At 70.9% G+C, this 18,780-nt stretch carries 21 protein-coding genes and 1 pseudogene; 16 read left to right on the top strand and 6 right to left on the bottom strand.

Annotated features, from left to right (window positions below):
- Positions 1 to 204 precede the first annotated feature (204 nt).
- Positions 205 to 1,869 carry an ATP-binding protein gene (locus P2Q00_RS06140; RefSeq protein WP_275770311.1) on the top strand — a complete coding sequence of 555 codons (1,665 nt, stop codon included), beginning with the start codon at positions 205 to 207 and terminating at the stop codon, positions 1,867 to 1,869.
- Positions 1,866 to 2,555: a response regulator gene (locus P2Q00_RS06135; protein WP_275770310.1), complete on the top strand. Its 690-nt coding sequence runs from the start codon at positions 1,866 to 1,868 to the stop codon at positions 2,553 to 2,555. Before P2Q00_RS06140 ends, P2Q00_RS06135 begins: the two co-directional genes overlap by 4 nt.
- A 21-nt stretch (positions 2,556 to 2,576) precedes the next feature.
- On the opposite strand, the pseudogene P2Q00_RS06130 reads toward P2Q00_RS06135, so the two are convergent.
- Positions 2,577 to 3,098: pseudogene (locus tag P2Q00_RS06130) on the bottom strand (thioesterase family protein); the annotation flags it as partial.
- Between P2Q00_RS06130 and P2Q00_RS06125 the strand changes: the two are divergent.
- Positions 2,995 to 3,279, top strand: a complete 285-nt coding sequence (locus tag P2Q00_RS06125; RefSeq protein ID WP_275770735.1) for an Lrp/AsnC ligand binding domain-containing protein — start codon at positions 2,995 to 2,997, stop codon at positions 3,277 to 3,279. The pseudogene P2Q00_RS06130 and the gene P2Q00_RS06125 sit on opposite strands and share 104 nt — an antisense overlap.
- 50 nt (positions 3,280 to 3,329) lie before the next feature.
- On the opposite strand, the gene P2Q00_RS06120 is transcribed toward P2Q00_RS06125, so the two are convergent.
- The gene (locus tag P2Q00_RS06120; protein WP_275770308.1) at positions 3,330 to 3,809 is read right to left on the bottom strand and encodes a nuclear transport factor 2 family protein; all 480 of its coding nucleotides are present in this window, start codon (positions 3,807 to 3,809) and stop codon (positions 3,330 to 3,332) included.
- Positions 3,810 to 4,511: 702 nt separating this feature from the next.
- On the opposite strand from P2Q00_RS06120, the gene P2Q00_RS06115 reads away from it, so the two are divergent.
- From P2Q00_RS06115 to P2Q00_RS06105, 3 genes are read left to right on the top strand one after another with little or no spacing between them, the layout of a single operon-like run.
- Entirely contained in the window at positions 4,512 to 4,826 is a 315-nt protein-coding gene (locus tag P2Q00_RS06115; protein WP_275770306.1) for a hypothetical protein, read from the top strand.
- A 2-nt stretch (positions 4,827 to 4,828) separates the two neighbouring features.
- On the top strand, positions 4,829 to 7,150 hold the full coding sequence (locus P2Q00_RS06110) for a caspase, EACC1-associated type (RefSeq protein ID WP_275770305.1): 2,322 nt from the start codon (positions 4,829 to 4,831) through the stop codon (positions 7,148 to 7,150).
- Positions 7,151 to 7,177: 27 nt separating this feature from the next.
- A complete protein-coding gene (locus P2Q00_RS06105) occupies positions 7,178 to 8,077 on the top strand; it encodes a phosphotransferase (protein ID WP_338059294.1) in 900 nt (299 codons plus the stop codon).
- Between the two features lie 56 nt (positions 8,078 to 8,133).
- Here the strand turns inward: P2Q00_RS06105 and P2Q00_RS06100 are convergent, their stop codons facing one another.
- Positions 8,134 to 9,000 (bottom strand): NAD(P)H-binding protein, encoded by an 867-nt coding sequence (locus P2Q00_RS06100; protein ID WP_275770304.1) that lies wholly within the window; start codon positions 8,998 to 9,000, stop codon positions 8,134 to 8,136.
- A complete protein-coding gene (locus P2Q00_RS06095; protein ID WP_275770733.1) occupies positions 8,997 to 9,443 on the bottom strand; it encodes a nuclear transport factor 2 family protein in 447 nt (148 codons plus the stop codon). The genes P2Q00_RS06100 and P2Q00_RS06095 overlap by 4 nt, the downstream gene beginning before the upstream one ends.
- A gap of 95 nt (positions 9,444 to 9,538) precedes the next feature.
- On the opposite strand from P2Q00_RS06095, the gene P2Q00_RS06090 reads away from it, so the two are divergent.
- The gene (locus P2Q00_RS06090) at positions 9,539 to 10,147 is read left to right on the top strand and encodes a TetR/AcrR family transcriptional regulator (protein ID WP_275770303.1); all 609 of its coding nucleotides are present in this window, start codon (positions 9,539 to 9,541) and stop codon (positions 10,145 to 10,147) included.
- Positions 10,148 to 10,184: 37 nt separating this feature from the next.
- On the opposite strand, the gene P2Q00_RS06085 is transcribed toward P2Q00_RS06090, so the two are convergent.
- On the bottom strand, positions 10,185 to 11,084 hold the full coding sequence (locus tag P2Q00_RS06085) for an MBL fold metallo-hydrolase (protein WP_275770302.1): 900 nt from the start codon (positions 11,082 to 11,084) through the stop codon (positions 10,185 to 10,187).
- Positions 11,085 to 11,166: 82 nt separating this feature from the next.
- Between P2Q00_RS06085 and P2Q00_RS06080 the strand changes: the two genes are divergently transcribed.
- On the top strand, positions 11,167 to 12,018 hold the full coding sequence (locus tag P2Q00_RS06080) for a LysR family transcriptional regulator (RefSeq protein WP_275770301.1): 852 nt from the start codon (positions 11,167 to 11,169) through the stop codon (positions 12,016 to 12,018).
- Between the two features lie 15 nt (positions 12,019 to 12,033).
- Here the strand turns inward: P2Q00_RS06080 and P2Q00_RS06075 are convergent, their stop codons facing one another.
- Positions 12,034 to 13,014: a helix-turn-helix domain-containing protein gene (locus P2Q00_RS06075; protein WP_275770300.1), complete on the bottom strand. Its 981-nt coding sequence runs from the start codon at positions 13,012 to 13,014 to the stop codon at positions 12,034 to 12,036.
- A 142-nt stretch (positions 13,015 to 13,156) separates the two neighbouring features.
- Here P2Q00_RS06075 and budC point away from each other — a divergent pair, with 142 nt between their 5' ends.
- From budC to P2Q00_RS06035, 8 genes are all read left to right on the top strand, one after another.
- Positions 13,157 to 13,927: a meso-2,3-butanediol dehydrogenase gene (budC, locus tag P2Q00_RS06070; RefSeq protein WP_275770299.1), complete on the top strand. Its 771-nt coding sequence runs from the start codon at positions 13,157 to 13,159 to the stop codon at positions 13,925 to 13,927.
- Between the two features lie 67 nt (positions 13,928 to 13,994).
- Positions 13,995 to 14,810, top strand: a complete 816-nt coding sequence (locus P2Q00_RS06065; RefSeq protein WP_275770298.1) for an SDR family NAD(P)-dependent oxidoreductase — start codon at positions 13,995 to 13,997, stop codon at positions 14,808 to 14,810.
- A 141-nt stretch (positions 14,811 to 14,951) separates the two neighbouring features.
- Complete coding sequence (locus tag P2Q00_RS06060; RefSeq protein WP_275770297.1) at positions 14,952 to 15,269, top strand: hypothetical protein; 318 nt, start codon at positions 14,952 to 14,954, stop codon at positions 15,267 to 15,269.
- 59 nt (positions 15,270 to 15,328) lie between these two features.
- Complete coding sequence (locus P2Q00_RS06055; protein ID WP_275770295.1) at positions 15,329 to 15,688, top strand: zinc ribbon domain-containing protein YjdM; 360 nt, start codon at positions 15,329 to 15,331, stop codon at positions 15,686 to 15,688.
- A 170-nt stretch (positions 15,689 to 15,858) separates the two neighbouring features.
- Positions 15,859 to 16,200, top strand: coding sequence for an ArsR/SmtB family transcription factor (locus P2Q00_RS06050; protein WP_275770293.1), 342 nt, complete (start codon positions 15,859 to 15,861; stop codon positions 16,198 to 16,200).
- Entirely contained in the window at positions 16,197 to 17,921 is a 1,725-nt protein-coding gene (locus P2Q00_RS06045) for a SulP family inorganic anion transporter (RefSeq protein WP_275770291.1), read from the top strand. The genes P2Q00_RS06050 and P2Q00_RS06045 overlap by 4 nt, the downstream gene beginning before the upstream one ends.
- The gene (locus P2Q00_RS06040) at positions 17,918 to 18,325 is read left to right on the top strand and encodes a pyridoxamine 5'-phosphate oxidase family protein (protein WP_275770289.1); all 408 of its coding nucleotides are present in this window, start codon (positions 17,918 to 17,920) and stop codon (positions 18,323 to 18,325) included. Before P2Q00_RS06045 ends, P2Q00_RS06040 begins: the two co-directional genes overlap by 4 nt.
- Positions 18,325 to 18,750 carry an ATP-binding protein gene (locus P2Q00_RS06035; protein ID WP_275770287.1) on the top strand — a complete coding sequence of 142 codons (426 nt, stop codon included), beginning with the start codon at positions 18,325 to 18,327 and terminating at the stop codon, positions 18,748 to 18,750. The genes P2Q00_RS06040 and P2Q00_RS06035 overlap by 1 nt, the downstream gene beginning before the upstream one ends.
- The last annotated feature ends 30 nt before the right edge of the window (positions 18,751 to 18,780 follow it).

Here is an 18,780-nt window from a genome sequence, read left to right as displayed (position 1 = left end):
TCGAGGAAGGCAGACGCTAAAAGGCCACCTGGGGTTACGTCGCTGTTTCAGACGTATCTCGCGTTAGCCGTATTCGCGGGGGTTCTGCTCGTTCTGCTCAGCGAGATGGGGGTGGGCAGAGAGTCCTCGGTGGGACACAATCGCGCCACCACGGGTACGGCGAAGGGGCCGGGCCCGGCAGCACGACAAGGGCGAAAGCTTGTGATGCCCATCCGTATCCGCATCGGCCGTGGCCGAAAGGGGAGGCTCTCGGCGCGGATCCTGGCCAACCAGCTGGTCATCCTGACCCTCACCGGAGCCATCGGCTTCGTCCTCTTCGCGTTCGCCCAGCGGGCCGAGATCGACCGCGCCTACGAGGGGCGGGCACTGGACATCGCCCAGACCACGGCCGCCGACCCGCAGATCCGGCAGGCCATGGCGCACGGGGGCGGCGACGGCATCGTGCAGACCGTCGCCGAACGGATCCGCAAGGCGTCGGGGGCGTCCTACGTCGTCGTGCTCGACCTGCACGGCGTCCGCCACTCGCACCCCGACCCGGCCCTGATCGGCGAACCGACCGGCGATCAGATCGTGGTCCTCGACGGCAAGTCGCACGTCGGCACCGACCAGGGCGCGACGGGCCGCTCCGCCAACGGCAAGGCCCCGCTGAAGGCGCCCGACGGCACCCTGGTCGGGGAGGTGTCCGCGGGCATCCCCGAGCACTACGTCCTGGGCGAGCTCTGGCGCGAGCTGCCCACCTTCGGCCTGTACTCCGCAATCGCCGTCGCGCTCGGCTCGGCCGCCGCGTTCCTGCTGGCCAGGCGCTTGAAGCGGACGACGTTCGGCCTGGAGCTGGAGGAGATCGCCGGGCTGCTGCAGGACCGCGAGGCGATGCTGCACGGCATCCGCGAGGGCGTCATCGCCTTCGACCCCGACGGCCGGATCACCGTCGTCAACGACGAGGCCCGCAACCTGCTCGGCCTCGGCACCGCGCTCGGCAGCACGCTCGACGAGCTGCTGCCCGACGGGCGGCTGCGCCGCGCCCTGGACGGCACCCTCACCGGCACCGACCTCAACGTGCTGACCGACGACCACTGCCTGGTGGTCAACCGGATGCCGGTGACGCTGCACGGCCGGGAACTGGGCGCGGTGGTCACCGTCCGCGACCGCACCGAGCTGATCGGCCTCCTGCGCGAACTGGACTCCGTACGCGGGCTGACCGACGCCCTGCGCGCCCAGCAGCACGAGTTCACCAACCGTATGCACACCGTGGCCGGGCTGCTGGACATCGGCGACCACGACGCCGCCTACGAATACGCCGTCGAGTCGGCCGGCGCCGACCAGGCGCTGACCGAGTCCGTACGCGAACGGATCGGCCACCCCCTGCTCGTCGGACTGATCGTCGCCAAGACCACGGTGGCCGCGGAACGCGGGGTACGGATGGTGCTCAGCGACGACTCCGCGCTCGGCGAGGACCCGCCGCATCTGCGCCGGCTGCTGACCATCGTCGGCAACCTGCTGGACAACGCGATCGACGCGGCGGCCGGCGGACCGCCCCCGGCGGGCGGCCGCGAGGTGCAGCTGTCGCTGGTCGAGGCCGTCGACCAGGTGATGGTGAGCGTCGCGGACAGCGGCCCGGGGATTCCGCCGGGCGCCGCCGAGTCGATCTTCGAGGACGGCTGGTCCACCCGGCCCGACCGGGGCACCGCCCGGCGCGGGCTGGGCCTGGCCCTGGTCCACCGGCTGGCACAACGGCACGGCGGGACGATCACCGTCAGCGAGGGACCGGGCGCGGTCTTCACCGTCGTACTCCCACTGGCCGACGCCACCCCCGTACCCCGAGACGCACAGCTGACGTCGGCCTCGCCGACAGGAGGTGACCGCGGATGATCAGGATTCTGGTGGTGGACGACGACTTCCGCGTCAGCCACATCCACTGCGACTACGCGTCCCGCGTCGCGGACTTCGAGGTGGTCGGCCGGGCGTCGACCGTCGCCGAGACGCTGGACGCGGTGCGCACCCTCCACCCCGACCTGCTGCTGCTCGACATCTTCCTGCCGGACGGCAGCGGACTCGACGTGCTGCGGCAGCTCAGCTCGGACGAGGGCGGCGCCCGACCCGACGCAATCATGATCACCGCCGACCGGGACATCACCTCGGTACGGACCGCCATGAAGCTCGGCGCCGTGGGCTACCTGGTCAAGCCGTTCGGCGCCGGCGACCTGGCCGAGCGGCTCACCGCCTACCGCGAACTCCAGCACCGCGTGGACGCCCTGGGTCTGGCCCCCCGAACCGACCAGGCCGACGTGGACGCCCTCTTCAGCGCCGCCCGCCCGCCGGCCGTACCCCGGGTTCCGGCCAAGGGTCACTCCGCGCCGACCCTGGCCCTGCTGCACCAGGTCCTGCGCACCGCCTCGGAAGCCTTGTCCGCGGCCCAGGCCGCCGAACTCACCGGCGTCTCCCGCGCCACGGCCCAGCGCTATCTCTCCTACCTCGTACGGGAGGGCATGGTCCGGCTCGAACTCCGCTACGGAACCACCGGCCGCCCCGAACACCGCTACCGCATCGTCCACTGAGCCGGGCGCCGGGCCCCGCCCTCATGCCCCGGACAGCGGCCTCACCGTGAGGATCTGCTGGGCGTGTCCGACCGGGCCGTCGACGTCGCGCAGGACCGTGCTGGTCAGGCCCTGTCCGGACGGGCCGAAGGCGACCGTGGTGTCCAGTCCGGTCCAGTCGCCGCGCGGTTGGCGGTGCAGGTGGACGGTCAGGTCGACATTGGGGAACATCCACGCGGTCGGCGGCTGCAGGACGGCGATGCCGTTGGCGGTGTCGACCAGGGCGAGATACGAGGCGAGCGGGCTCACCGGAACGCCGGCGACCAGATCGAGCGGCGTGGAGATCCAGGCAGCCGTACGCCCCGGCCGGGGCGGCGCGACGGGGCGGACGTCCACGGAGGCGATGTAGCCGCCGGGCCAGACGTCCGACATGGGCCACGAGCCGAGTGACTGGGGCGGGGTGAGGCGCTCGCCCGGACCACCCGCGACCGCGGTGGTGTCGAGTTCGGCCAGAAACCAGGCGCGGGCGCGAACGACCGGGCGGCCCGCGATCTGTACGCTGGCGCAGGCGGAGGAAGTACTGGAGCTGCGGAGGCTGTTCGGCAGCCCCGACTATTTCGTCCGCGTGGCCGTCACCGATCTGCCCGCCTATGAGGCATTCCTCAGCCGGCGGGTCATGACCATCCCCCGGATCAAGAACGTCACCTCGCACTTCACGATGAAGACCGTCAAGCCGGGCCCGTAGGGGAGGACGGGACCGGCTCGAAGGCGGTGACGGAGTTGGGCGGCGCCGACCTAGGCCGCCGGAACCGGGGCCATCTCGTCCGTCAGCCGCGGAGGGGGTCCCTGGGTCCACACCACCCGCAGTGTCGAGGCGGAGATCCGCCAGCCGTCGGCCGTCCTGGCCAGTTCGGTGTCGGCATGGCCGGCGGAGATGAAGACGCTTCCCGAGCCGTCTGCCAGAACGTGGGTGCTCAGCTGGGCGCCACGGGCAGTGGCCCGGGCCCCGTCGATCTCGATGATGGCGTTGGTGCCCAGATGCACGGTTCGGTCGAACAGTGCCATTCCCTGCCGGACGCGGGCCAGCAGGGCGTCGCGGCCGCGGACGGTGCCGATGGGCATCTCCGCGGTGACGTCTTCGGTGTGGAACGTGCGGGCCCATTCCTCGTCGAAAACCCCGTCGTCCAGGGAACGCAGATAGCGGTCCATCAGATCGGTGATCTCAGCGCGGTCGGTCAGGGCCTGCAACTGTCGCTGCATCTCTTCGGTGTCCATGGCTGCAGACTCGTCCCTCAAGCGCAGTTGAGGTCAACGCGTCTCCAACCCCGGGGTCGGCCAGGCCCGTCAAGTAGCGTGTGAGCATGGGGGAGTTCGAGGCCGTTCAGGTCAATCTGTGGTGCGACGGCGTGGAACGCTGCGCGGCGTTCTTCCGTCGCCTCGGGATGCCCGAGCGTTTCCGCTTCCCTCCCGACGGCGAGCCGCACCAGGTCGAGGTGGAGAGTGCAAGGCGTGCGGATCGGGTTCAGTTCGGCCCGCGTGGGCGACGAACTCTTCGGCATCGCCACAAGGCCCGGGGGGAACACCGAGGTTGTGTTGTGGTGCGACGACGTCGACGGTCTGCATCGGATGGCGCTCGACGCAGGAGGCGAGCCACTGACGAGTCCGAGCGACTCGCCGGACGGCCGTCTTCGGTATGCCCTGGCTGCGCGATCCTGAGGGTCACCGCGTGAAGCTCGTGCAGAAGCGCGACTGAGCCCGAGCCATCTCGCGCTCGGGGGACGTAGCCGCCCATACGGCTGTCGCCGCGCCTTGCTCCGCGCCGAGGCTGTCGAGGGCAGGGCGCCTCCGGCCGGCCACCCCGCCCCTCGCGCCAGGCCGCGAGCGGACTCGGCAAGTAGTCACGACCGGCTGCGGTGTGTGGCCGGAGGGCGTCACACTGTGCGGGAGGGGGCGCGGGGACTCACCATCGGGGGACCTATGGGTAACGACGCTGCGGCGAGAGTCGGCCGTACGGGCCGACGGCCGGACGGTGTGGTGGACGTGCTGGTGGCGGTCGCGCCCGATCCCGAGCTGGATGCGGAAGCGGGGGAGCGGACAGCGCGTCAACTCCGCGCCGATATCGCCGAGTTGGACATCGAATCGGTCCGTGTGGTTGCCGCCGGTCCGGCGCCCGACGGGGCGAAGGGCGCCGACGCAGTGGCCGTGGGGGCCATCGTGGTCGCGTTGAGTGCGTCAGGTGGCGTGTTCACCGCGCTTGTCGAGGCGTACGTCCGTCGGCACACCGGCGGTTAGCGATGGGACGCCGGCTGGCGCTGCTGATCGCCACGTACGACTACCAGGACAACGGACTGCGGCAGTTGACGGCTCCGGCGCACGACGCGGAGGCGTTCGCCACAGTGCTGCGGGACCCGGACATCGCAGGGTTCGAGGTCACCGCCCTGATCAACCAGCCGCACCATCTCGTCGGCGAAGCCATCGGCGACTTCTACCGCGACCGGCGCCGTGGCGATCTCACCCTGCTGTACTTCACGGGCCACGGCCTCAAGGACGACGGCGGGCGCCTGTATCTGGCGATGACCAACACCCGCCGCGACAGCCTCCTGTTCACCGCGCTGTCCGCCGAGCACATCGACCAGGCCATGGAGGGCTGCGTATCTCGGCAGAAGGTACTCATCCTCGACTGCTGCTACAGCGGGGCCTTCCCGGCCGGCCGGATCTCCAAGGGCGACCCGGCGGTCCATGCACTGGAGCGTTTCCAGGGCCGGGGCCGGACCGTGCTGACCGCGTCGGACGCGACCCAGTACTCGTTCGAGGGCGACCAGGCGCACGGTCAGGCATCGCAGTCCGTGTTCACCCGCCACCTCGTGGCCGGCCTTCGCGACGGCAGCGCCGATCTCGACGGCGACGGCGACATCACCCTCGACGAGCTGTACGGCTACGCCCACGACCGCGTCGTCGACGAAATGCCGCAGCAGCGGCCGAAGAAGCTCGACAGCGTCGAGGGCCGCATCGTCATCGCCCGCAACGTCAACTGGACCCTTCCCGCCCACCTGCGCAACTCCATCGGCAGCCCCATCGCCGCCGACCGGCTCGCCGCCCTCGACGGACTCGCCCACCTCCACCGCATCGGCAACGACGTCGTACGCGGCTGCGCCCTCGAGGAGATCCGCCGGCTCGCCAACGACGACAGCAAACTCGTGTCCACCGCTGCTGCAGCGCGCCTGCGGTCCATTTCTCCGCAGGCCTCCGAACCACCGCCGGAGCCACTGCCCGCACCATCAGCACCAGAGGCCCCGGCCCAGTCCCCTGCGGTATTCCCTCCCGAGCCTCCTCCCGTGCCATCGAGCGATCGAACGTCCCCGATGCCCGAGCAGGCTGCCGAGCCACCGCCCGGCCCTCATCCCGACGCCCCTGCCCCCGGCGCCGCCCGCAGAAGATCTCGCCTGCTCCCCCGCACCCGCCGGGCCAAGGTGCTCACCGCCGGGGTCACCGCCCTCGCAGTGGCGGCGGCCGTCGGCGGGGCCCTCCTCACCTCCAGGGAGACGGGGAACGAACGCCACTGCCCCAGCACCCTCCCGCCCCCCGACGTCCTCCGCGGCGCCGGACAATGGCTGGTGTTCAGCCCGGACAAGAAGACCATCGCCACGTTCACGGAGGCCACAGACGTCGACTCCGTACGGCTGTGGGACCTGCGCACCCACAAGACCACCGCCACCATCCGGCGGCAAACTCTCCCGAACAACGGTGAGGTGTTCAGCCCCGACGGGCGCTTCCTCGTCACCCAGGACCAGATCGACCCCGACCGGACGGATCCGGTCACAGTTCAGCTGCGCAACGTATCCACCGGCAGGACGACCGCCATCCACACCGGCCAGAAGGGGGTCGTCAGTGTGGCCGTCAGCCCCGACGGGAAAACCGTCGCCACCGCCAGCGCCCACCATCCTGACGAGAAGTTCGACAACCCGGTGCGGCTGTGGGACGTCGAATCCGGCAAGAGGACCGCGACCCTCCCCGGCCACACCAACGGAATTGCGTACATGGCGTTCAGCCGCGACGGGGAAACCCTCGCCACCGGCAGCAAGGACAAGACGGTGCGGCTGTGGAACGTGCGCACCCGCGAGACAACCGCCACCATCACCAATGCCTACGGCGGCATGTTCAGCCCTGACGGCAAGACCATTGCGGTGGAGGACGGCGCCAACCCCGTGCGGCTGTGGAACGTGAGCACCGGCAAGGCCATCAGCACCTTCGCCGACACCCCCTATGGGTGGTTCAGCCTCGACGGCAAGACCTTTGTCGGTACGAGCAAGGACTCGGCGGTACGGCTCTGGGACGTCAACACCGGCAAGAGCATCGCCATCGTCAACCCCGGTGGAACACCAGTGGGGTTCAGCCCCAGCGGGAACGCCCTCGCCATCGTAGGCAAGGACGAGAAGGTGCGGCTGTGGGATGTGGCAACCCGCAAGCCGGTCACCACCATCACCGGCGTCAGCTCCATCGACAGCGGCCCGGCGCTCAGCCCCGACCACCCGGCGTTCAGCCCCGACGGCAAGATCTTCGCCGGTGCGAGCAAGGACAGGACGGTGCGGCTCTGGGACGTCGCCAATTGCTTGTGATCCCATTCCGAGCACGCCACACACACGATGACAGGGACAATCGACCCGGTGAGTTCTTCTCCGCAAGAGTGGGCGCGTGCCGAACGGCTCGATGCCGCACGGATGGTGGACGCCCTTCACGAGCAGGCCGGTGTCCGCTTGAGTCTCGAAGGCGCCTGCCCGGGCGGGCAGGTCGGTGCTGCCTATGTGCGCTGGACGGACGGTCACCGGTCCGTTCTGAAGTGGCGGCCTCATAGCCGGGCCGACGAGATGGAGGCGGGACCACTCGCTGTGACCGAGGCGCTGCGGCTGGCCGGCTATCCGGCTCCGGCCACCGAGCTGATTGCCCAGGTCGGCCACGCGGTGGTCATGGTGCAGGAACTTCTGCCGGGCAGGAAGCCCGACCGGCTCGACCACCGCGTCCTGGACCAGGTGCTGCAACTCAACCAGTTGCAGGCCGACCAGCTTTCCGACCGCCCTGACATCCCCGCAGTGGACCTGCACTTGCGCGACGACGGCCCCGGCTACTGCCTGCACGGGCCACTGCGTCAGCACAACCGCCGCAGTGCGGCGCTGGAACGTTGGATCGCCGCCGTCGGCGCCGACAGCCGGCCTCGGCTGTCCGGGGCGGACGCGGTGCACATGGACTTCCATCCGGGCAACTTGCTGGCGAGCGGCGGGGCGATCACCGGAGTCGTGGACTGGGACGGAGCCGCCCGTGGGGACCGTCGATTCGATCTGGTCACCCTGCGCTTCGGCATCCACGGGCAGGAAATCGACCGAGGGGTGACAGAGCGTCTGGACGCCGTCCTCGATTCGCTGCCCGCGGACATCCTGCGCCCCACCTGGGCTCACATGAGCCTTCGCATGGTCGACTGGGCCATCAGGCACTTCACCCCGCTCGACGTGGAGCACTGGCTGGACCTGGCCGAACAACGCGTGAGCTGACGTCCCGGCCAAGGTGGCGACACCGTGCAGAGTGGGGGTGGCCGGGCGTGGGGCACCTACCGGATGGCGCTGGTGTCCCGCACCGCCCGAAGCTCCCGTTCGGCCACGGTCCGGAAGCTGTGGGGCCGGCGGCCGGTGAGGCGCTGGACGGTGTCGGTGGTCCGGTCCTCGGCCCCCTCGGCGATGGCGCGGTCCATGTCGGCCAGCATGGCGGCGAACTCCGGCGGAACGATCGCGGCCAGGCGGTCACGCAGCTGTGCATACGTCAGGCTGCGGTGGACCACGGGGCGGCCGGTGACCTCCGTGACGATTGCGGCGATGTCGTCGTGGCTGAGTGCCTCCGGGCCGGTGAGGACCAGGTCGGTGTCGGGCGCGCGGTCGGCGGTCAGGGCCCGTACTGCAACAGCGGCGATGTCGTCGGCGTCGACGAATCCGACCCGCCCGGTCCCGGCCGCGGTCAGTATGGCGCCGTCTTCACGGATGCTGCGGGCGTGTGCGTGCGTGCCGGTGAAGTTCTGCATGAACCAGGAGGGCCGCAGTACCGCCCACTCGCCGAACAGGCCGGGCAGGGCCCGATGGATCTCTCCCACCGCCGGGCCCCCTTCGGGGACGGCCGAGGAACTGAGGAGTACGGCGCGGTGTATGCCCGCGGTGCGGGCCAGGCGCAGGAACGGCAGCATGACCGCGGCCGGGTCCGGATCGCCGACCGGTGGGACGAGGTAGACGCGTTCGGCTCCGGCGAGGGCATCGCCGAAGGTGGCGGGGTCGTACCAGTCGAACCGGACCGGCTGAGTGCCCGGGAGCCGGGTGGCACTTCGGCTCGCGGCCCTGACGTGGTGACCGGCGGCGATCAGCCCGGCGGCGGTGCGGCTGCCGGTGGTGCCGGTGGCCCCGATGACCAAGGTGGTGCCGGTGACGGTCATCGGGCATCGCTCCCCGCGAAGTCCAGGCCCGGCGCTTGGACGGCGAGCGGGTTCCAGTAGTCCCGGTAGGAGGTGAAGCGCCCCTCCTCGACGTTCACGACGGCGATGTAGGTCATGTCAAAGGCGGCCCCCGTCTTGACCAGTCGGCCCACGCCGCGCATCTCGACAACGATGGTCTCAGGGGCGGCGGTCCGGTGGATCCGCAGGTCGGGGAAGTCGTGCAGGTCGATGTGGTCGGGATAGTCGCGCATATAGGCGGCGACGGCCTCCCGGCCCTCCAGCCGCTCGGGCCAACCCGGGGGCGCGAAGGGGAACTCCATGACACCGTCCTCGGCCCACAGGCCGACCCAGGCGGGAATGTCCTTGTCGAGGAGCAGGCGCAGGCTGTGGCGGTAGAGCTCCTCCGGCTCCCTCGGGTTGCTCGGTGAGGTGGGCGTGGGCATGGGCATGAGGTCCTCCGTCCCGTACGATACGGACCCTGGGTCCGTTTCGTTGGATGATATGGACCGCCGGTCCGCTTTGCAAGGAGAGGAATCACGTGACCGAGCGCAGACCGCGCAAGGACGCAACTCGTAACCGGGCGGCCGTCTTCGCGGCCGCCGACGCGCTGTTCGCTCAGGGCCAGAGTCCCGAGAGCGTCACCATGGCCGACATCGCGGCTGCGGCAGGCGTCGGCAAGGCCACCCTCTTCCGCGCCTTCGGTGATCGCACCGGGCTGATCCGCGCGCTGTACGAGGCACGGCTCGAACCGATCAGGAACGCGGTCGAAGAGGGCCCGCCGCCCCTGGGGCCCGCCACCCCGCCGCTGGTGCGCGTGCCGGCCCTGCTCGACGCCGTCCTCTGCTTCAAGCTCGACAACCGCCACCTCGCACTGGCCCTGGAGCAGACCGGCGCGGACAGCCCCTACCGCACCGAACACTACGAGCGCTGGCACACCCTGCTCCGGGACCTGCTGGGCCAGATCCCCGGACTGGCGGGCACCGACTTCATCGACTTCACCGCCCATGCACTGCTCGCCGCCACCCGCGCCGACCTCGTCGCATACCTGGCCGGCGAGAAGGGCGCGCCCCGCGAGGAACTGCGGGACCAGCTGGCGCACTTCACCGCTTCGGTCCTCGGCACCCGTACCGGCCGAGGAGCGGCCTGAGGACGAGCCATACGGGAGCCGACCAGTCAATCGGGAGTCATACGGCGTGTTCGGCGCACAGGCACCCGACGCCCCGCTCGATCCACTCCTGGCCGACCCACTCGGGATGCCGCTCGATCAGCAACGCCCGGACCTCGGCGACGATCTCGTCCTCGCTCATCGCGGAATCACGCCTGACCCAGGTCTCGTCGCGCAGTTCGCGCAGATAGTCACGGACGTCGGCGAGCACCTGAGGCCCGCCGAGGTCGCCGTGACCCGGCACCACCACCCGGGGTGCGCCGGCGGCCAGCCGGTCCATCACCGTCAGCCAGCGCACACCGGAGACATCCGTGTCGTACGGCGGGAACCACGGGAAGATGGCGAACTGCCCCGTCTCGGCCAGGTCACCGGTGAACAGGACGCCCGCGTCCGGCACTTCGACCACCTGGTCGCCCTTCGTGTGCCCCCGGCCGGTGGGCCGCAGCCGTACGGTCCGGCCGCCGAGGTCGAGGTCGTACCCGCTGCCGTCGTCGTAGACCACGTCGGGGGCCGGCACCGGGACGCCTTCGAGACGGCGGGCGATCGGCCCGCCGAAGCTGCGGAACATCTCCAGGTAGCCGGGCCCCTTCGTCTTCAGGTCGTCCGCCTGTGCACGGTTGGCCAGGTACGTGGCCCGGTCGGCGAAGACGTGCGCACCGAAGGCGTGCTCGGGGTGGAAGTGGGTCGTGGTCAGGTACAGCCGGCGGCCCTTCGCCACCTCGGAGGCGAAGGCGAGGACCTGCTCGGCGTTGGCGGTGCCGATGCCTGTCTCGACGACGAGTACGGCCTGCGTACCGGCGATGATGCCGATATTGGGCACCAGTTGGACCCGGTGGTTCGGGATCACCAGCAGGTCCGGCGCGATCTCCTGGGCATGGGCAACCTGCACTGCGGGGTCGGGAAGCTGTTCGTCCGTCATGTTCCGATTCCACTGCCCCCGGACCCCGGCCGTCCAAGACCGACCAGGTGGGCCCGATACCGTACGGGTATTGTCGCCGGTCATGGAGCTACGCACGCTGCGCTATTTCGTGGCCGTCGCCGAGGAACTCCACTTCGGCCGCGCCGCCGCCCGGCTGCACATGAGCCAGCCACCGCTGAGCCGGGCCGTGAAGCAGCTGGAGACCGACGTCGGAGCCGCCCTGCTGTACCGCTCCGCCGCAGGCGTCACGCTCACCCCGGCCGGGGCGGCACTCCTCGATGAGGCGCGCACCCTGCTCGACCAGGCCGAGCGGGTACGCGTGCGCGTGGCTGTGGCGGCCGGTGCCGCCAGCCTGACCGTCGGCATCCTGGGCGACGGCAATGACCGGGGTGCCGCGCGGCTGGCTGCCGCGTACCGTCGGCGGCACCCGGGCGTCGAGGTCCGCATCCGCGAGACCGACCTGACCGATCCGACCTGCGGGCTGCGCGCCGGACTGGTCGACATCGCCCTGACCCGGGGGCCGTTCGACGAGACCGGCCTGACGGTACGGGAGTTGCGCGCCGACCCGGTGGGTGCGGTGCTGCGCGCCGACGACCCGCTGGCCCGCCACGACCACCTCGAACTGGCCGACCTGGCGAACCGGCGCTGGTTCCGCTTCCCGGACAGCACCGACCCGCTCTGGCGGACGTACTGGAACGGCGGCGAGCCGCGCGAGGGTCCGGTGGTGCGTGCCGTCCAGGAGTGCGTGCAGGCCGTGCTCTGGAACGGAACGGTCGGAATGGCCCCGCTCGGGCACGACCTGCCCGCGGAACTGGCCGTGGTACCGCTGACCGACATGGCGCCGAGCCGCGTGGTGGTGGCGTCGAACGAGGGCGATGCCAACCCGTTGCTCCGGTCGTTCGTCCAGATCGCGACGGCCGCGTACCGCGAGTAGGCGTCTCCGCGCCGGTTAGCCGGTCCCCGGCTCCGCGCCGCCGGATGTACGCGCGAACTCGGCGGGTGTCAGGCCGTACTGGCTCTTGAAGGCCCGGATGAAGTGGCTGCTGTCGGCGAACTGCCAGTGCGCGGCGAGTTCGGAGATGCCCGGCCGGCCCGCCGGCGCGAGGAGTTCCAGCCGGGCCCGTTCGAGCCTGCTGCGCCGGATGTGTCCGGAGACGGTCTCCTCGGCTGCCGCGAACGCCCGGTGCAACGTCCGTACGGAGACGCTGAGTTCACGGGCCAGAACCGACGGCGAGAGCCCCGGATCGGTGAGTCGGCTGTCCGCGAGGTCCTTCGCCGCCCGGACCAGTGCGTGGCCGAGGCGCTGCTCGGTACCGTCGGCCTGCTGCCTCAGCACCCCCTTGACCAGCTCGATCAGGGCGTGCTGGGCGGCCTGCGCACCGGCCGGGGTGAGGTCCTGCACGGTCTCGCCGACCAGGTTCACGTGGGCGAGCAGCAGCCGCATTTCGGCCGAGGCGGCCGATCCGGTGATCAGACGCTCCGCTGTCAGCGGTCCGAGTGCCGACGCGGGCAGGATCAGCACCTTCGCCGAGGTGTGCCGTGCCACCTCGAACGTCGGCGGTCCGCTGCGCTGAAGCATGAAGTGCCCAGCCGCTACGGTGAGTTCGCCGTCGCGCCGTCGGGTGAAACTCCAGGCGTGCCGACGTACGACATGCATCAGCACCTGGTCGTCGCGCTGGGGGGACACGCCCTCGTTGGTGCCGATGAGCGACTCGCTGTGGACATCGGCGATCACCGATTCGTGCGCCTTGACCGCGCGGGCACTGATCCGGAAGTCCCCTGTGCTGCCCGGAGCGAACGCGGGTGCGGGATACGCCTCGCCGACCTGTGCCTCCCAGCCGCTCCGGAAGACGTCGAAGCCGTGCCTGGGGTTGCCCGGCGCGGTGACATCCACGGCGAACGTCCGACCGGGCCCCGGCCCGTTCGTCACCGTCAAGGCCGCCTCGCTTCCGTCGTGGCGCGGATGTTCTGCCGGTGTGGCACTGCGGTTCAAGCGTATGCGGTGCCGGTCTTCCTAACGTGGGCGCAGCCGGACGTACCAGCGTCGGCGCACCACCCGAGAGGACCGAGCAGTGAGTCATGTTGCCGATCGAGTCGTTGTGGTCACCGGAGGCGGGTCGGGCATCGGCGCCGCGGTCGCGCACCGGTTCGCCGCCGACGGCGCTGCCGTCGTGATCGTCGGGCGGACGCGGGAGAAGCTCGACAAGACCGCCGCGGCGGCCCCCGCCGGAGCGACCGTCCTCGCGCGCACCGCAGACCTCACCGTGCCGGACGAGGCCGATGCACTGATCGCCTCCGTCGTTGCGGATCTGGGGCGTCTCGATGTCCTGGTCAACAATGCGGGAGTGCCGTCGTTCGGCACGGTGGAGGCCGTCAGCCCCGATCAGTGGCGAGCGGCGATGGCGATCAACCTCGACGCCGTGTACCACACGAGCAGGGCGTCGATCCGGCATCTGCGCGTCACCCACGGCTCCATCGTCAATGTCGGATCATCGGGAGGTCTGGGCGGCGACTACGGCATGGTCGCCTACAACGCAGCCAAGGGCGCTGTCGTCAACCTCACCCGCGCCATGGCGCTGGATCACGCCCCCGAGGTCCGCGTGAACGCCGTCCACCCCGGATTCACGCTCAACACCGGGATCACCGCGGGCGCCACCCCCGACACGCCGGTCGTGAAGTCCTTCGCGGAGCGCATCCCCTTCGGCCGCGTCGCCGAACCCGAGGAGATCGCGGGAGTCGTCGCCTTCCTCGCCGGTCCCGACGCGCGCTACATGACCGGCGCTCAGATACCTGTGGACGGCGGCCTCAGCGCCACGAACGGCCAACCGCGCATCGAGCTGTGAACCGCCCGAACGCCTCTGCGTAAGATCACACAGCCAGGTTTCCGGCAGACAAGGAGCCCCAACAACCATGGCTGACAAGCGTGTTGTGGTGGTCACCGGTGGCGGCACCGGCATCGGCGCCGCCACCACCCGGCTGCTTCGTGCCGACGGACACCACGTCGTCATCGGCGGACGACGGCCCGAGCCGCTGCAGCAGATCGCCGAGGAAACCGGCGCTCTTCCTCACCCTGCTGATCTCACGGATGCCGCTGCCGTACGTGAGCTCGTCGAGGCCACGGTCTCGCGCTACGGCAGGCTCGACGGGCTGGTCCTCAACGCGGGCGTCGGACGCGGCGGTGCAGTGGGTGAACTCTCCGACGAGACATGGGAGTTGGTGATGCGCACCAACCTGACGGGCCCCTTCCTGCTCCTGCGCGCCGCACTCCCGCACCTGCTGAAGACCCGCGGCTCGGTCGTCGCCGTCGCCTCCGTCTCGGCGCTGCGCAACGGGCCGGGCAACGCCGCCTACGCAACCTCCAAGGCCGCGCTGCTTCAGCTGTGCCGCTCCTTGGCCGTCGACTACGGCAGCCGGGGGCTGCGGGCCAACACCGTGTGCCCCAGCTGGGTGCGCACCGAGATGGCCGACCGCCGCATGGCCCGCTTCGCCGAGGAATCGGGACTGGGCAGCGGCATCGAGGAGGCTTACGCAGAGGCCACGAAACTGGTGCCCGCAGGGCGCCCCGGCGACCCTTCCGAGGTGGCCGAGGCGATTGTCTGGCTGCTCTCGCCTGCCGCGTCGTTCGTCAACGGCGCGGTGCTCACGGTGGACGGCGGCGTCACCGCACTCGATCCGGGAACGGTGGCGTTCGACTTCAGCCTCGGGCGCCGCGACGGTGGTCGATGACCGGAGGAAGCCGCGGTGTCACCCGCCCCGCGGACGGGGTCCCGTAGATTTCCGGCGAGGGGACTGCCCAAGGTCCTCCGGCGTGGGGGGCGCTGCGGCCGCGAGGGCGTGCTGCCGGCCGCGGCGGTCAGGAACGGCGAGGTGACGGCAGGCTGCTGGTTCGATGCCGATCGGCTGGTCCTGGCGACGGGGACGGAAGAGTGGGACGAGGAGGAGAGGGCAGCGCTTCCCCCGGGCCATCTCGGTGTGTGGTCGGTGTCCGGGGCGCGATGGCTCCACCGCAGCCGTGTCGCCGCTGCCGAGCCGGGTGTCCTGCTCCTGCCCCGCGGCGATCAAGTGGTCTCGCTCGTCGGCCACCCGCGATTGCTCGACACGGCCACCGGGCGCATTCCCGCGGAATGGCCCGAGGCCGGCGTACCCGCCAAAGGCACATGCCTCGCCCTCATCACGATGCCGTGAGCCGGCCGGCCGCGCGGACGGTGATCATTTGCGTACCGAATCCCGGATAGCCTGACGGGATGAATGAGAATCCTCCGCCCTGTCCGAAGTGCTCCTGCGAGTACACCTACGAGATGAACGCCCTGGTGGTGTGCCCCGAGTGCGGCCACGAATGGGTTCCCGCCGAGGCCGGTGCCGAGGGCGGTGAGGCCGCCGGGGAGCGTGTCGTCAGGGACGCCGTGGGCAATGTGCTGCAGGACGGCGACTCCGTGGTGGTCGTGAAGGCGCTCAAGGTGAAGGGCAGCCCGTCGGGGATCAAGGCCGGCACCAAGGTGCGCGGCATCCGGCTGGTCGACGGGGTCGATGGTCACGACATCGACTGCAAGGTCGACGGTTTCGGGGCGATGCAGCTCAAGTCGAGCGTCGTCAAAAAGGCCTGATCCCACGATCGACGGCCCCTCCGTACGGGGTCACCAAGGCTGTGGCCGGATGCTGAATTGCAAAATTTCGCAATTGGTTAGATGCTGTGTTGGCTGCGCTCGCAGATAGCAGTGGGCGCAGCTTTCGCGTCTGGCCCCGCGGTGGGGTCTTCAGGGGAAGCCGAGGGGTCGTGTCCGTTCCGCTGTACCAGGCCAAGGCCGAGTTCTTCCGGATGCTGGGCCATCCCGTACGGATACGGGTGCTGGAGCTGCTGCAGGACGGCCCGATGCCGGTGCGGGACCTGCTGGCCGCCATAGAGGTGGAGCCCTCCAGCCTGTCGCAACAGCTGGCCGTGCTGCGCCGCTCGGGGATCGTCGCCTCCACCCGCGAGGGTTCGACCGTCGTCTACGAGCTGGCCGGCGGCGACGTCGCCGACCTGATGAAGGCGGCGCGGCGGATCCTGACCGAGATGCTGGCCGGGAGGAACGAGCTGCTGGCCGAGCTGCAAGAAGTCGAGGTCGTCGCGCGATGACCACCGCATTCAGCCGGGCATGGGCCCGGATCGTGGTGTTGCTGCCCAATCGCGCCGACCTCGCGGAGATGCGGCGTGACCCGCGCAGGGACCTGCTCGCCGGGCTGACCGTGGCGATCGTCGCGCTGCCGCTCGCCCTCGGCTTCGGTGTCTCCTCCGGGCTCGGCGCCGAGGCGGGCCTGGCGACGGCCGTGGTCGCGGGCGCGCTCGCCGCGGTGTTCGGCGGGTCCAACCTGCAGGTGTCCGGGCCGACCGGCGCCATGACGGTGGTCCTGGTGCCGATCGTCGGTCGGTACGGGCCTACGGGGGTGCTCACCGTCGGGCTCATGGCGGGTGTCATGCTCGTCGGCCTGGCGGTGCTGCGGGCCGGAAAGTACATGCAGTACGTGCCCGCCCCGGTCGTCGAGGGCTTCACCCTCGGCATCGCCTGCGTGATCGGCCTGCAGCAGATCCCGAACGCGCTCGGCGTGCCCAAGCCGGAAGGCGACCGGGTGCTGGTGGTGACCTGGCGCGCGGCGGAGGAGTTCGCAAAACATCCGAACTGGACGGCGGTCGGTCTCGCGGTCGCGGTGGCCGCGGTAATGCTGCTCGGGGCCCGGTGGCGGCCGACCGTGCCGTTCTCGATCGTCGCCGTGATCGCGGCGACGACCGTGGCACAACTGGCTCACCTGGACGCGGCCGAGCCGATCGGCGACCTGCCGTCCGGGCTGCCCGTACCGTCGCTGTCCTTCCTCGATCTCGGCTCGCTCGGCACCCTGCTCGCTCCCGCCGTGGCGGTCGCGGCGCTCGCCGCCCTGGAGTCCTTGCTGTCCGCGTCGGTCGCCGACGGCATGACGGTCGGTCAGCAGCACGACCCGGACCGGGAGTTGCTCGGGCAGGGGCTTGCGAACATCGCCGCGCCTCTCTTCGGCGGGGTCCCGGCGACGGGCGCGATAGCCCGCACCGCGGTCAACGTCCGCACCGGCGCGAGCTCCCGACTCGCCGCCCTCACCCACGCCGCCGTCCTCGCCCTGATCGTCTTCGCGGCGGCGCCCCTCGTCTCCAGGATTCCGCTGGCCGCCCTCGCCGGCGTCCTGCTGGCCACCGCGATCCGCATGGTCGAGGTCGGCTCGCTGAAGGCCATGGCGACGGCAACCCGCTCGGACGCCCTGATACTCGTCCTCACGGCCGTGGCGACGCTGGCTCTGGACCTCGTGTACGCCGTGATCATCGGCCTCGTCGTCGCGGGTGCCCTCGCCCTGCGCGCCGTCGCCAAACAGGCCCGCTTCGACCAGGTGCCGCTCGACCGGGGCGACCACAGCGCCGAGGAGCACGCCCTGCTGGCCGAGCACATCGTCGCCTACCGCATCGACGGGCCGCTGTTCTTCGCCGCCGCGCACCGCTTCCTGCTGGAACTGACCGAGGTCGCCGACGTAAGGGCGGTGATCCTGCGGATGTCGCGGGTGTCGACCATGGACGCCACCGGCGCCCTCGTCCTCAAGGACGCGGTGGAGAAGCTGCAGCGCCGTGGCATCGCCGTCTTCGCCTCCGGGATACGCCCCGGCCAACGCCAGGTCCTGGACTCCGTCGGCGCGCTGGAACTGCTGCGGCACGAGGGCCGGGAGTACGCCGGCACCCCCGACGCGATCCGGGCCGCGCGCGACCACTTGGAGACGGCCGGAGTCCTGCCCGCCCCTCTCGTCCACAAGCCCCGAACCGCCGGCGAGGAAGCCCTGCGATGAGCACACCCCCCGCCCTCCTGCGCATGGTCGAGGTCTCCGGCGCGGAGGCCCTCTGGCTGCTGGAAGGCAGCAACCTGGGCCGGCTGGTGTACACGCAGCGGGACCTGACCGTGATCCGGCCCGCCCGGCACGTGTGGGAGTACGGCCGCCTGATCGCGCGTACCCCGGCCCCGGCCGCGGCGGTGCCCGCGACGGCGACGTACCACGTGGACGAGGTCCGGGCCGGGCCCGGCGTCGGCTGGACGGTCACCGTCTGCGGACCGGCCGAGGTGATCACAGACCCCGACGAGGCATCCCACTACCGGCGCGCCCTGACCGGCTGGACCCACGGCCCGCACGACACCCTGCTGCGGCTGCACCCCAAGACCGTCACCGGTTTCCGCCTCGCCCGCGCGGAGGCGTGATGTCCACGGAGACCGGGACCCTGCCCTACCGGCACGTGCTCACGCTGCCCACCGAACCGTCCGCCGTCCGGATGGCCCGCGAGACGGCCGAACAGGCACTGGTCGAGTGGGGGATCGGCTTACGCCACCCCACCGTGGACCCGGCCCTGCTGATCCTGAGCGAACTGGTCACCAACAGCGTCCGGCACGCCGCCGTCCTCTCCCCGACGGTGACCGTGGTCTACGCGGCGGGGCCGGACTGCCTGGCCTTCGCCGTCCATGACCGCCACCCGTACGAGCCCCCGCTGCACGCGGCGGTCGGCGACACCGGCGGCAGGGGCCTGGCCACCGTCATGGAGCTCGTCCTCGCTCTGGGCGGCACGGCGGTGGTCCGCGCGGATGCCGACAGCCGGGGCAAGAGCATCTGGATCACCCTCCCCCTCTGACCCTCTGACGGATCGGCACGCCTCCGACCG

Source organism: Streptomyces coacervatus (assembly GCF_029223485.1).
Lineage (GTDB): Bacteria > Actinomycetota > Actinomycetes > Streptomycetales > Streptomycetaceae > Streptomyces > Streptomyces coacervatus.
This window is presented reverse-complemented; position numbering and strand designations above follow the sequence as displayed.